This window comes from Vibrio sp. NH-7 (assembly GCF_053643215.1).
Genome location: NZ_CM132187.1, coordinates 1,645,737 through 1,658,665 on the forward strand (window position 1 = coordinate 1,645,737; position 12,929 = coordinate 1,658,665).

General features: G+C 45.3%; 13 protein-coding genes. 6 read left to right on the forward strand and 7 right to left on the reverse strand.

Annotated features, from left to right (window positions below; genetic code table 11):
• Nucleotides 1–284 precede the first annotated feature (284 nt).
• Together ACUALS_RS07620 and ACUALS_RS07625 are read left to right on the forward strand one after the other, a co-directional pair.
• A complete protein-coding gene (locus ACUALS_RS07620) occupies nt 285–509 on the forward strand; it encodes a hypothetical protein (RefSeq protein WP_038187030.1) in 225 nt (74 codons plus the stop codon).
• Nucleotides 510–676: 167 nt separating this feature from the next.
• Complete coding sequence (locus ACUALS_RS07625; RefSeq protein ID WP_454448076.1) at nt 677–1,195, forward strand: lipocalin family protein; 519 nt, start codon at nt 677–679, stop codon at nt 1,193–1,195.
• Here ACUALS_RS07625 and ACUALS_RS07630 read toward each other — a convergent pair.
• From ACUALS_RS07630 to ACUALS_RS07640, 3 genes are all read right to left on the reverse strand, one after another.
• Entirely contained in the window at nt 1,163–1,945 is a 783-nt protein-coding gene (locus tag ACUALS_RS07630; RefSeq protein ID WP_454448077.1) for an MBL fold metallo-hydrolase, read from the reverse strand. The two genes, ACUALS_RS07625 and ACUALS_RS07630, sit on opposite strands and share 33 nt — an antisense overlap.
• An 87-nt stretch (nt 1,946–2,032) precedes the next feature.
• On the reverse strand, nt 2,033–2,989 hold the full coding sequence (locus ACUALS_RS07635; protein ID WP_454448078.1) for a lactate/malate family dehydrogenase: 957 nt from the start codon (nt 2,987–2,989) through the stop codon (nt 2,033–2,035).
• 114 nt (nt 2,990–3,103) lie between these two features.
• The gene (locus ACUALS_RS07640) at nt 3,104–3,976 is read right to left on the reverse strand and encodes a DMT family transporter (protein WP_043887163.1); all 873 of its coding nucleotides are present in this window, start codon (nt 3,974–3,976) and stop codon (nt 3,104–3,106) included.
• A 122-nt stretch (nt 3,977–4,098) separates the two neighbouring features.
• Here ACUALS_RS07640 and ACUALS_RS07645 point away from each other — a divergent pair, with 122 nt between their 5' ends.
• From ACUALS_RS07645 to ACUALS_RS07655, 3 genes are all read left to right on the forward strand, one after another.
• Complete coding sequence (locus ACUALS_RS07645) at nt 4,099–4,803, forward strand: glycerophosphodiester phosphodiesterase (protein WP_005473811.1); 705 nt, start codon at nt 4,099–4,101, stop codon at nt 4,801–4,803.
• 366 nt (nt 4,804–5,169) lie between these two features.
• Nucleotides 5,170–5,565, forward strand: coding sequence for a SulA-like leucine-rich domain-containing protein (locus tag ACUALS_RS07650; RefSeq protein WP_454448079.1), 396 nt, complete (start codon nt 5,170–5,172; stop codon nt 5,563–5,565).
• Nucleotides 5,566–5,766: 201 nt separating this feature from the next.
• Nucleotides 5,767–6,870, forward strand: a complete 1,104-nt coding sequence (locus ACUALS_RS07655) for a phosphoribosylaminoimidazolesuccinocarboxamide synthase (RefSeq protein WP_005473847.1) — start codon at nt 5,767–5,769, stop codon at nt 6,868–6,870.
• Between the two features lie 48 nt (nt 6,871–6,918).
• Here ACUALS_RS07655 and ACUALS_RS07660 read toward each other — a convergent pair whose 3' ends face one another.
• The gene (locus ACUALS_RS07660) at nt 6,919–7,353 is read right to left on the reverse strand and encodes an EF-hand domain-containing protein (protein ID WP_005473779.1); all 435 of its coding nucleotides are present in this window, start codon (nt 7,351–7,353) and stop codon (nt 6,919–6,921) included.
• A gap of 159 nt (nt 7,354–7,512) precedes the next feature.
• Here ACUALS_RS07660 and ACUALS_RS07665 point away from each other — a divergent pair, with 159 nt between their 5' ends.
• Nucleotides 7,513–8,436, forward strand: a complete 924-nt coding sequence (locus tag ACUALS_RS07665) for a LysR family transcriptional regulator (RefSeq protein WP_454448080.1) — start codon at nt 7,513–7,515, stop codon at nt 8,434–8,436.
• On the opposite strand, the gene ACUALS_RS07670 is transcribed toward ACUALS_RS07665, so the two are convergent.
• The 3 genes from ACUALS_RS07670 to ACUALS_RS07680 all read right to left on the reverse strand — a co-directional run bounded on the left by ACUALS_RS07670 (nt 8,427) and on the right by ACUALS_RS07680 (nt 12,883).
• Entirely contained in the window at nt 8,427–9,293 is an 867-nt protein-coding gene (locus tag ACUALS_RS07670; protein WP_454448081.1) for a YjjW family glycine radical enzyme activase, read from the reverse strand. The genes ACUALS_RS07665 and ACUALS_RS07670 overlap by 10 nt on opposite strands.
• Before the next feature lie 9 nt (nt 9,294–9,302).
• Complete coding sequence (locus tag ACUALS_RS07675) at nt 9,303–10,844, reverse strand: YjjI family glycine radical enzyme (protein WP_454448082.1); 1,542 nt, start codon at nt 10,842–10,844, stop codon at nt 9,303–9,305.
• Between the two features lie 155 nt (nt 10,845–10,999).
• A complete protein-coding gene (locus ACUALS_RS07680) occupies nt 11,000–12,883 on the reverse strand; it encodes a methyl-accepting chemotaxis protein (RefSeq protein ID WP_038212000.1) in 1,884 nt (627 codons plus the stop codon).
• Nucleotides 12,884–12,929: the final 46 nt, after the last annotated feature.

Genomic DNA, 12,929 nt, shown 5'->3' on the forward strand with positions numbered 1-12,929 from the left:
GAGTCTGTCCGAGTTTGTCGTAGCGAAATTGTGAATGAAGTGTGTATATGATTTATTGGTTTTAGCCATTTTTATAACTAAAATGAATTACCCAGATGACACACCAAACCTACGAGCAGAAACTCATCGTTTATTGATTACGATCAATCTTTTTTATGTTCATTTTTTGCGCTATTTACGCAATCCTCTTGTATAATTATTAAGCAGCGCAGACGCGCGCAACGTATTTGGCTACGCAGCAAAAAATAACACTCTATAATCGCTGCTTTTTTGAGGGAATCGAAATGAAAAGGGACATATTTGGGATCTGCCTTTCACGCTCTATGCTGTCTAGTAATTTATCTGGCACTTTCACTCATGTTAGGGCTTATGCAAGATCAAATCGCGAAGACGATGCGAAGGTGATGCACGCTTTCCCCCAACTATCCGGGAAGGAGATCTTGGCCAACATGGAGTCATCTAACTCGTTACTGTGGCGTGCTGAATTCGCTTGTTTAGAACAAAAATAGTGCACTGTGAATCGCGTAAGATTCAACCTTCCGACGAAGAGAAGCTCAGCTTCTCTTTTTTATTGCCTGCAAATCCTCGAAGCAAATGAGTCGCGATAAGACTTTGCTAGATCTTCACACCCAACAGAGCTAAAGTTACTGATATCTATGTTAACTGGCTGATAAATATGAAAAGAATCATTCTATTCATTGCACTTATATTTCTCCACGGCTGTACGGCAATTCCTGAGCGGGTAAAGCCCGTCTCTGATTTTGATGCCAATCGTTACCTCGGCATATGGTATGAAATCGCTAGGCTTGACCACAGCTTTGAACGTGGGCTGACAAATGTCTCGGCAAACTATTCGTTTAACGACGATGGCACTATTAAAGTCATCAACCGAGGTTGGAGCGAGAAAGATCAAATCTGGAATGAAGCCATCGGCAAAGCGAAGTTTGTCCAAGACACTGATGTCGGTCATTTAAAAGTTTCCTTTTTTGGGCCGTTTTACAGCAGCTATGTTGTCTTTTATCTAGAGCCGGATTACTCAACTGCGCTGGTTTCTGGCTATAACAACGAGTATTTCTGGATTCTATCTCGCAGCAGCACCATTCCAGATTACAAGCTGAATAAATATCTTCGCATTGCCGAACAAGCAGGGTTTAACACCGAGTCATTGATTTTTCCGTTTCGCTCGGCCGAGTGACCAAAGTGCGGTGAATAAACTTCTCAATTGAATTTTAGTGACGCGCCAATGCGTGGACGGCGTGCGAGGGGTGGTTTCGATCAGGTATCGATAGGTTTCCTTATCAAAGGTCACCTCCCCTCCATGCGCCGCAAGTAGACGCTTCGGAGCCATTTCAAATACCCTTTTTACTGGAGCTCGGTACTGATTCGGGTGGAATATCGGAAAGGGAGAGATCAAACGCTGCTTAACTTCAACAATTAAATCCGCCACATAAAGCAGGTCTTGTTCGCAGTGGTACAGTGACAAGTCTCTATCGGTGTGACCTGGTGTTTCCATTACCCGCCAATCTTCAAATCCGGGTATAACATCGCCCTCTCCAACCCTTACCTGAGGATGTAAATGGCGACTATACCAAAGGTTTCTCTTCGGCTGATTCTTGCGCTTAGCCACCCACATGGCCAATGCAATATCCGTTAGGTGCATAATGAAACCATCTAGCCCCGAATACCACTGATTAGGGCGGTCCGCCGACACCAGTGTACACCCCGTGCGCGCCCGCAGTAGATTCGCTCCACCAGCATGGTCAGGGTGCATATGGGTAATCACCACGACTTTAAGATCGGTGATTGGTCTTTTTAACTTCAGGGTGATGAACTGCGTTATATCATCAACATCCGCTCGGCTTGCGCCATCGAGCAGCATCAATTTATCGGGATATTCGGCTATATACAGAGTTTGTATATAGCCTTTGAGAGTGTGGAGTATCATTCGCAATTATTAACAAGTTATTTACATTTGTTAATTTAGCGAGTCCTCAAGAAATGGAAAGAGCAAAAACTCTAAGGTGTGAATTTGCTACGACTTTAGAAGCCCCGTTTTTTCGGCAACTTCAGCCACAACGGCATCCAAGTTTTGCGCTATTTGTTTCAATGTCTGCTGTTCTTCTTCGGTAAATGGATGGCTCAAGACAGATTCCGCCCCATTCTTACCAACCACGGTTGGTAGGCTTAGAACAACATCCTTAATACCATACTGCCCATCAAGAAGAGTCGCCACAGGTAATACTGAGCGTTCGTTAATCATTATCGCTTGGATAATTCTAAACACACTGGCCGCAATACCGTGAGTGGTATTTTGTTTACGTTTAAATATTTCATAGCCAGCTTGCTTTACAGACTCTAATAACTCATCCGCGCAAATTCGATCGATATGGTGAGTATCACAATAGTAGTCTGCAGGCTGCCCAGCGATTGAAATCAAACTTTTAGGCGTAAAGCAGTTACTTCCATGCTCACCCAACACATAACCAAACACGTTTTTAGGGTCTAAGTTGACTCGATTTGCTACTATGGTCATTAAGCGCGCAGTATCAATCACACAACCGCTACTGATCACTTTAGAGCGAGGAAACTTGGTATTTGTCGCGATAAAATGCGCCACAATATCGCAAGGGTTCGATACGACGATCAAAATGGCGTTTGGCGCTACTCGCTCGACTTCTCTGGCAATTTCAACACCAATTCGGCTATTGACCTCAGCCAAATCGATTCGAGTCTGACCCTGTTGGATTTGTGCGCCTGCGGTAATCACCACAATGTCCGCGCCAATCAGGTTCAAATAATCATCGGTTGGCACTAAGTGAGTATTCTTTGAAAACGTCAGCGCTGAGGTGTGGCGAAAATCAAACACTTCACCTTCGGCACGTTCAAGATTTTTATCAAGCAATACCAGCTCACTCACACTGCCTATCGTCAGAAGGTAGTTGCACACCCCCACCCCAACGGCACCAGCACCAATTACTCCAATTTTCATGCGTTCATCCCTGTGTTTCTTACGACAAATTACTAATAATCACATCAATTATAGCAATTTAATTTTACCTTCTAAATAAGTAATGAAGGATCTCACTAGAAACTTAGACTATTGCTAGCGGCGAACTCTGAAAAGCCTGCCATCGGTGCGATAAAATAGAAGAGCAAATAAGATCAAGCTGCACCCAATCAGTTTGTTGGTTGAAAGTTGCTCGCCGTACCAGAGGATACTTAATATCACCGTCCAAATGGGTTCTAACAACATGATGAGCGCCGCGTTGCCTGGGTTACATCCCTTCTGGCCAAGTGTCTGCATCACGTATCTTAGACTGGTGGCCAGAACCGCGCTGGCTGCAAACCACCCCCAGATTGACGAATCGACACTGACTGGCGGCTCCTCAAGCAGAAGTGACATCACCAAGGCAATCAAGCCCGTCACAAATAGCTGTATACACGTAAGCAGTAAGATTGGAAGCTTTTGCGCTAGCTTGCTATTAATATTGAAATGAAGTGCTAACAAACACGCATTGGCAAGAAACCAAATTTGCCCGGGCGAGCTATTCCAGCCTCCTTGCAACGAAAGAAACGCCAATCCAGCGATGGCAATTGGCATCGCAAACCAAAATGCACGCTTTGGCCGCTCTTTAAACAGTGCCCAAGCCACAATTGGCACAATGATCATCGACAAACTGACAATAAACGCCCCTTCTCCAAGGGTTTCGCTTATAGAGATAGCGTGGACCCAAGCCAAAAGTGCCAGAGCGAGAATACCGCCCCCACCAATGGCTTGTGCTAGCTGAACGCGACTCAAGCGTCGAAATGCCCGAAAACACAATGGCAGTAAACAAACCGAAGCAACCAAAAAGCGAAGACCTATAAAACCGAAAGGCGGTAAGCCTTGAATGGTTTCTTTGGAAAATATCCAGCCCAGACCTGCCAACATCGTTGTGGCAATAAGTATCCAAGCAGCTTTACGTTCAGCGTTCAAAATCAAATCTCTTCGTTATTTTTTATTGTTTTGTTGTTTGGCGATAGTCTCAGATTTTTGTAGTGACAACCACTCTTTAGCGCTAATCTAACCGCTCATTATTTTTTGATTGTGTTAAGCAAATGAATATAGTCGGACACCGAGGCATTGCCGGTCATTACCCTGAAAACACCCGAGTGAGTATTGAAGCTGCGATAGAGCTCGGCCTCAACTGGATAGAAGTCGATATCCAACCAAGCAAAGATGATGTTCTTGTGGTTTGCCATGATCACACAGTTGATCGATGCAGTAATGGGAAAGGTCGAGTTGATACACTGACCTTAAGCGAACTACGCCAGCTTAATTTTGCCCATCGTTATCCTGAATGTTCTCCGCAAACAATATTGACCTTGAGTGAGTTGCTCGACATTGCCAATCGGCACCGCATCAAGTTAAACCTTGAAGTGAAAATCGATCACCATGACCCTGAACACGTTGTCGACCTCCTTGCGCACACCCTCAAAGGCATTGAGCTGCCAAAAGAGGCGATTCTGTTTTCGAGTTTTAACCACGATGTCGTTCGCCAGCTTAGAAAGCAGTTTCCCACCCACGCCATTGCCGTTTTGTCAGAAAGATTGAAGAGAAAAGATCGACTTCTTCTAGAAGAGGTTCAAGCCGTTGGTTGCAATCTCAACCACCTCTGGACAAGCAAACAACAGATTTCATCTCTGCAAAAGCTCGGCTATAAAGTCTGGTGCTACACAGTAAACAACCCAAATCGCTTAAAGCGCCTTAGCAATCTAGATGGTATTTTTAGTGATTATCCTGAGCGCTTTTTTAACCCCTAGAAAGCGCGAAATTAGAACCAGTCGAAATTAGCGCCCCAAACCACAAAGCCTCAGCATGAAGATGACAAGATACCAAGCTGGTTCAGAATATCTTGACACTTAGGGGCCATTTCCAACAAACAACCTCTCTGGCTTTATACAGTACTTTCTCCACAGTACTGTATAAAGCCATGTGCGTTCACTCACAGTTTCTCATACTTAGATCACTTGCAAGAAAATAAAGGTAATCATTTAAATTCAATAACTTAACTTTTATTCTCGCTCAAGAGCTTCTATTTTTCGATTAAAAAGACAACAAAAAGTCTTGATCACTTCCAGCAAACAAACTACTGTATACACATACAGCATGTATGAAAGGACAGTGTTATGATTCAGTTTCAACCAACAAGTCGCTCGGTTTCTAAATTCAATGTTCTCGCTCAACCTACCCAGCCGATGAACATCGATGACACCGTTCTTTACCGCTTAGCGAGCCTATCGCACCAAAAGCAATGGATTTTGTTTACTGCTGAATGTCCACGTCCCGACTACGAACAGTTCGCTTCATACAATGTCAGCTGTAAAAAGATCATCCAGATGAGAGCATCTCAAACTCAGTCAGAGGTAGAGATTGTGACCAAAGCCATTCAGTCGGGTAACGCAAGTGCCGTTGTCGCGTCCAACCAAATTTCAGAATTAGATCAAGCGTTACTTACTGACCTCGCTAACCAATTCCAGTGTGCGGTCTTTTTTGTTGAGGGCAGATCATTACAGTACCACTAATAAGCTCAACATTTACACTGTCTTTGTCCCCTCCCTTTGTGAGGGGCTTTTTCTTTTTATCACATCGCCATTGCGCCGTTAAAAAATTAAGCAAACGTTTGCTTTTTATCTGGAAGCCTCGCTAAGTTCTGGTATTATGCACTGCAAATCGAAAGCAAATTACGTCTTTCACCCATTTTTGACAAAGATAGGAATGTCTAAATGAGTCTCGCCGATCAAGTTCTCGCCGTAAATGACGATCTTCCAATTCGCACAAATAAGCCAGTTCATAGCGGAAAAGTACGCTCTGTATATTGGTTAACTGAAGAAGACAGCCAACGCCTTATTCAAGAAAAAGGCTACGATGTTGCCCCTGATGCGCCTTTAGCCATCATGGTTATCAGTGACCGCATATCGGCGTTTGACTGCATTTGGCATGCAGAGGGTGGATTGCAAGGTGTCCCAGGAAAAGGCGCTGCCTTGAATGCGATCTCTAATCACTGGTTTAGCCTATTTAAAGAAAATGGACTCGCCGATAGTCACATTCTTGATATCCCTCATCCGCTAGTTTGGATCGTTCAAAAAGCCAAACCAATTATGATCGAAGCGATTTGTCGCAAATACATCACGGGCTCGATGTGGCGTGCCTATGAAAAGGGTGAGCGTGAGTTCTGTGGCATTGAACTTCCAGAGGGGCTCGAGCGCGATAAAGCACTCCCTGACTTGCTGATGACTCCTTCAACCAAAGGCATTCTTAAAGGTATCCCAGACGTTCCAGAAGCCGATGATGTCAACATCACTCGTAAAAATATCGAAGACAACTTTGCTGCCTTCAACTTTTCCAAACCAGAGGATATAGCACTCTACGAGAAGTTGCTCCGCGAAGGGTTTGGCGTCATCAGTGATGCACTGGCCAAAGTGGACCAAATCTTTGTCGATACAAAATTTGAGTTTGGCTACGTTCACGATGCTGCAGGCAACGAAAAACTGATCTACATGGATGAAGTCGGTACGCCAGATTCATCCCGTATTTGGGATGAAAAGGAGTATCAAGCCGGTAATATTGTCGAGAATTCAAAAGAAGGATTCAGACAATTTTTGCTTAACCACTTCCCTGAACCAGATATCCTTCTTAACAAAGAACGTATGCCTGAACGTGAAGCACTGGCGCGCGAAAACGCATTGCCTCTTGAAGCGCTTATGGATATTTCCCGCACATACACAGGGATCGCAGAAAAGATTACAGGTCGCCCAATTGAGCTAAGTGATAATCCAAAGCAAGAGATTATCGATGTCCTTGGATCTCAGTATGGTCTGATTGACTGATACCTATAAACACAACGCCCCATATTTGGGGCGTTGTGTTTAATACGATTATTTATCTTTTCCACCACCATTGCCGCGATCGCTGTTTTTTCCTCTATCGCTGCGGTCGGGCTTTTCCTTTTTCTCTTTACGATTGGCGTTGGACTTTTGCTTTTTGTTATCAAGCAATGCGCCTGTGCCATTACCTGGGTTTGAGTATTTTGCGTGAGCCGCTAACTCTTCTTCGCTGACAAAACCATCTTTGTCTTTATCAAACGAAGCGAAGGCACTTAATGAGCTCTCTTCCTCTTCTTCACCGTCGTCCATCGTTGAGCGAAACGCATCAAACTCTTCTTTCGACACGACCCCGTCTTTATCCTCGTCCATGACTTGAAAATCTGGAGCAACCTTCACCTTGGTCGCTTCATCCATATCGTCCTCATCAGCCAACACTGGATTAACCACCAACAACAAACCAATGGTCAATAAACTTTGTACCTTCATGTTTTCCTCCTAGTCCAACACGATCTAACTATTAAGCAATAAATTAATAGCCATTGTTACTCTAGTATAGAAGCGGAATAGCACTTCCACACAACGAGCACTTTGCAAAGCAGTCAACGCGGATATAATGCAGTAGAAACTGACCAACAATGTTACGCCATGGATTTTATTGCCCTTTCCCGAATCAGCATGAAGCACTTAACGGTACTTCACGTTATGCTTTCAACCAACAGCGTGACAAAAGCGGCTGAGAAATTATGTGTCACGCCCTCTAGTGTAAGCAAAACGCTGTCACAACTTAGAGAGCAGTTAGGTGATGAGCTCTTTTATCGAGAGGGAACCTTATTGCTCCCAACCTCCTTTGCTCTGAGCATTGCTCCGCAAATTCATGGTATTTTGTCGAGCATGAACGGTATTCTTCATCAAGGAGAATTCGAACCTGCCAGTTTTACCGGCACCATTTCATTGTCTATGCGCGAAAGTACCTTCGAGCTATTTGCCGAGCGAATTGAACAGATCTGCCAACAGTTGTCCTCTGCTAAACACGTTCAGCTTTTCGCTAAAGAGCAAATGAACTTTGACTCGTTGAGCCGCGGTCAGGTCGATTTTATGCTGCTGCCCCACGATGTGAGCCAACCGCCGACACGAAGCCGCGATTTGATGTGGCAGCAAATCATGGAAGATGAAATGGTCTGTCTGCTTTCGCCCACTCACCCTTTAGCGAGCAAGCGAACAATATCAATCGATGATTATCTTCAATACCTACACATTGGGATTCACGATGACGACCTTGCCGAACCCTTCTTCGAACAGAATTTGACTCAGCAACATCGTTCACGTGATGTGAGTATCTCTGTTTCAGATTTTGGTTCTGCCGCCGTGTTGTGCCATCACTCCGAACGAATATTAACCTGCTCCAAAGCCTGGGCAGACAAGGCATATCAAGCGAAGTTGCTCATTCAGAAACCTCTACCCTTTGATTATGGCCAAGTTGGATACAGTTTGGTTTGGAATCAAGCCAGTTTAAATCATCCTGCATTGCGCTGGCTCCATCAGCAACTTTTGGCGGTGCATCAGACGTAAACGCTGGGGCGGCTGATCGGATTTGGAACGAGCTTTTCAAGCCGTTGGTAGAGGTGATCGATTTGCCCTTCGCTACATTTTGGCCATGATAGCGCTTGGCCAATCACGCCATGATGCTGAAAAGCGTTGAGCCTAATATTGACGTTGGCTGGCAGCTGGTTGATAAGCGCTGCAATTTGGGAAATTTCACTCTCCAAATCACTTTTATCTGGCACGTGAAGAAGTCGTAGCTCGTGTAATTTTCCGTGCTCTGCTAACAAGCGAATCGATCGAATGACTTTATGGTTGTCGCGACCAACAAGCCACTGATGGGTTTCATTCTGCCAAGATTTCAGATCAATCATCGCCCCATCCATATAGGGCAACACGTTGAGCCATCCTCGTTGCGACAAATAACCATTGCTATCAATAAAACAAGTGAGGTGTGATAACTCTTCGTCCTGTTTGATCGCTTTGAACAGTTCAATGATGAAAGGAAGCTGCAAGGTCGCTTCGCCTCCGGACATGGTAATACCACTGATGAAATGGCGCTGCTTTCTAATCAGCCTTATGACTTGAGTGACAGTGTAACTTGCAACCTTGGGACTCGAATGATGATCGCAGCGATCAAGGCAATCATCACAATGGGTGCACTTGTTCTCGTTCCATGCGACTCGCCCACTACCCTCTAGCGTTAAAGCTCCGCTTGGGCACACAGCAACACAATCACCGCAATGGTTGCAGTGATTGATTGTGTGAGGGTTATGGCAGGTAATGCAGTTAAAATTACACCCTTGTAGGAAGATGACCAGGCGATTTCCTGGTCCATCCACACATGAAAAGTTCAGAATTCGGCTGACAAATGCGCTTTTTTCCATCGTAAGACCTTACTGATAGTACGGCTGCGACTCCATGCTGACGACTCGTGGACTGCGCTCAAGTATGCCGGTGTTATTTGCCGCTTCTGCACCAAGAAATGTCGTGTTCGAGCGTGAACCTGAAGCGGCGAACTTGGCGATGTCAGAAAGCTTAACCATATAGCCAGTTACACGAACTAAATCGTTTGATGCCACGTTTGCCGTAAACTCGCGGTAGCCCATCGCCAACGCACCTTTGCAAAGATTGAACATCGCTTCAGGGTTCGATTTAACGGTTTCATCAATCGTTAAGATATCACTGATCCCCGACGTATAGTATTTGTGCTGCGGCGCGGTCGCTTGAACATAGCTCACCGGATCCGGCTCGGTCCCATAAGGAATACGCACACCTGGTGTGACATCTTTATCAAGGCTAATTCCGCCTTGAGCATGCAACAATGCTTTGCCTTCATAGCCGTATTTAACCGGGCTAGTGTCGACCAAATGCGCCAGCTTTTCAGAAATGGCAAGCGCGAGTCGGTTTGCCTTATCACTGTGGCCATATTGTTCATTGCAATCTTCTTTCTCTAAAAGGATATTGACCGCCTCTGCCATGCCGTATATCCCGTACATTGGTGCAAAACGGTTCTCGTAAATCAGTGCCTCCGTCGCCAAAAAGCCTTTAAAGAAGTTTGAGTGTTCATGCAGATGACGGCTTCTTGCCTCAATGAGCTCAATCATTAGCTCGTTGTACGTCGGAAGAACGTAATCAATAAAGTCCGTACTGTCTTTTGAACGCTTAGCCACTTCTTTCAAGTTCATTCTCACTAGCGTGTTGGAACCACCCGCTAACGGCAATGAGTTGTAGCAGCTAACAATGCCAAACTGTTTATCACCATACGCGCTTGCATGCATTGGATAATTGGCGATGTGTGGCTTACTGCATTCGCAAATATTACTGGTTGCTTGCCTTAAAAGATCGTCTGGAGTGACGTTCGAGTCATACATGAAAGTTAAGTTGGGCGCGATCTGTTTAAGCTCTGCATCGACTTTAAGAATGGTTCGGCAAATCACATTGTCCGTAGGACCGATATTCACATGCATGAATGCATCAGGTAGGGTGCGGTCCAACATAATCCAGAAGCGCTTGAGTTTGGCATAAACCTGTTGCTCTGTTAGAGAGCCGACATAAGGAAGCAGCACTTCGTCAAGTTGACCAAGATAAACGGGAATATTAGTGACCGAGGGAACGTGATGATAAAGAATGTTCAGCAAATTGAGGGCATCATCAAAATCTTGTGCAGGCTCAACTTCAAGATGCATCGAGCCTTGCTTTAGATATTTTGCATAATCGGGCAGCACGTAGCGAGGTTTGAAAGGTGCGTGTCCCTCAAACATGTCACAAATGATGCCTTGTTCCATAGCAATCGAAACGGCATCAGACACCTCCAAATATGGAAGGTTCGCCTCCGCTTCTAAAGCGAGAAATTGGTTCTTTTGTTTTGGGCTAAGGTTGGTGTCGGTCACGATAGCGTGAACACGTTGTTGGAATGCGTTGAGAGAAGTCGGCATAGCTTGTAATCCTTGTTGTTTGTATGGATTTTAAAACTTGCACGATCATTTCTACTATTGAAATTTTGATAAGTTGATTTTTCCATTTTGGAAAAGTATCAAACAAAAAAAGCCCGGAAGTTATAACCGGGCTTAGTCGAAACAGAGTATGGCGCTTACAACTTGAAGCGATTGATTTCTTGTTCTAGCTCATGAGATAGCTCTGACAATTGCGCCGCTTGAGATGCCGCGTCATGTGCCTCATCCGCCAGGTCATTCGACACATCACGAATACCCACGGTGTTTCGCGTAATTTCAGATGTGACCGACGCTTGCTCTTCTGCCGCTGAAGCAATTTGAGTCGCCATATCACTGATGCGTTCAACAGCCGTTTGGATTTGGGTTAAACTCACTGCCGCAGAATCCGCATCGCCGACACTGGTATCCGCCAACATGCGGCTATCGCCCATAATGCCTACGGCTTTACCCGTCGTACCTTGTAGAGTTTCAATCATCTGCTGGATTTCTTTCGTCGAAGCATGAGTACGTTGACTCAACACACGAACTTCGTCGGCCACCACTGCAAATCCACGACCTTGTTCACCCGCACGCGCCGCTTCAATTGCCGCGTTCAGTGCAAGTAGGTTGGTTTGCTCTGCAATATCTTGAATGGTCGATAGAATCGTACTAATGCTATTGCCGTGTGCTTCAAGTTCTTGAATAACCTCGGTCGCTACCTGAACTTCCTGCGCCAGATTTTGAATCGAACTTTGTGTTTGCACCACTTGCTGACCACCATGCACACACGCTGATACCGCTTCTGACGAGTTTTGTGCCGTATGATCGGCGTTGCCCGCGATTTCCTGTGTGGCTGCAGCCATTTCATTGATAGCAGTAGCAACCATGTTGATTTCATCTTGTTGATGACGAATACGGGCACTGCGCTCTTCAGCATGTTGCGCGGTTTGCTTCGCTTGCTCTGACAGTGACGCTGAAACTAAGCTCAGTTTAGACACCATCGAATGCATGTTACCAACGAAGGTATTGAAGTTTGACGCCAATTGACCAACTTCGTCGTCACTACGAGGTTCAAGTCTTTGAGTCAAATCGCCTTCACCTGATGCAATTTCTTCCAACGCTTTGGATACGCGGCCTAAGTCGCGGAACAAGAAGCTCACCAACCAAGAGACAACAAAGACGACGATCAAAGTAATCACGATTGCCGTAATGATCAGGTCAACCAATAACTCTGAGTGTGCCGCTTCTTCTGTCGCACGATCCATTTCAATCGCAAAAATCCACGGGGTATCTGGTACTTGCTTAAAAAAGACCATTTTCTCTACGCCGTTTCGCTCAATCAGCTCAATAGAGCCGGTATTTGCCGCTTCTTGAATCGCGCGAAGGGTAAATTTATTTGAAAGCGTTGACACAGGTTTCAGCGATAAGTCTTTGTTTGGGTGTGCTAGGAAGTTGCCATCTTGAGTATCAATAAGCATCGCGTAAGCGTTCTTACCCGCATCGAGATTGATGACATCGTTGATCAACTGATCGATCAAAACATCAGCACCAACAATACCGACAAACTGGCCGTTGCGACGAACTGGCTCAGCAATTGTCACCAATAGCGCATTGGTAATCGCATCTTTATAGGCAGTTGTGATGATTTGCTTGCCCGCAGCATTGGCATCTTTGTACCAAGGGCGAGTACGTGGATCATAGTCTGCACGATTTCGCTCAGGGTGCGAGCGGTACATTCCGCCCTCTGGAGTACCGAGGAAGATATCATCGAACCCACCAGCTTTACGCGCTTGCTGCAAGTATGGAACGACATCGGCTTCTTGGCTGTAATCGTTGAACGCAGTAGAAATTTGTTTACGAATGGAGATCCAGTCAGAGATCCCTTCTGAAGCAGCAGCGGCTAGACTCTCTGCACGAGCATATACGCCGTTACGAGTTTGTTGGAAAAGTTGGTCTGCAGATAGCCAAGTTAGCACGCTTGCCATTAGCACCACCGCTAATAAGCTGGCACCTATCAGTTTTTGTTTTAATGATAATTTCATGGTTGATATTTCGCCTGGAACAGTAGGAAAGTGGCGAATATTATCG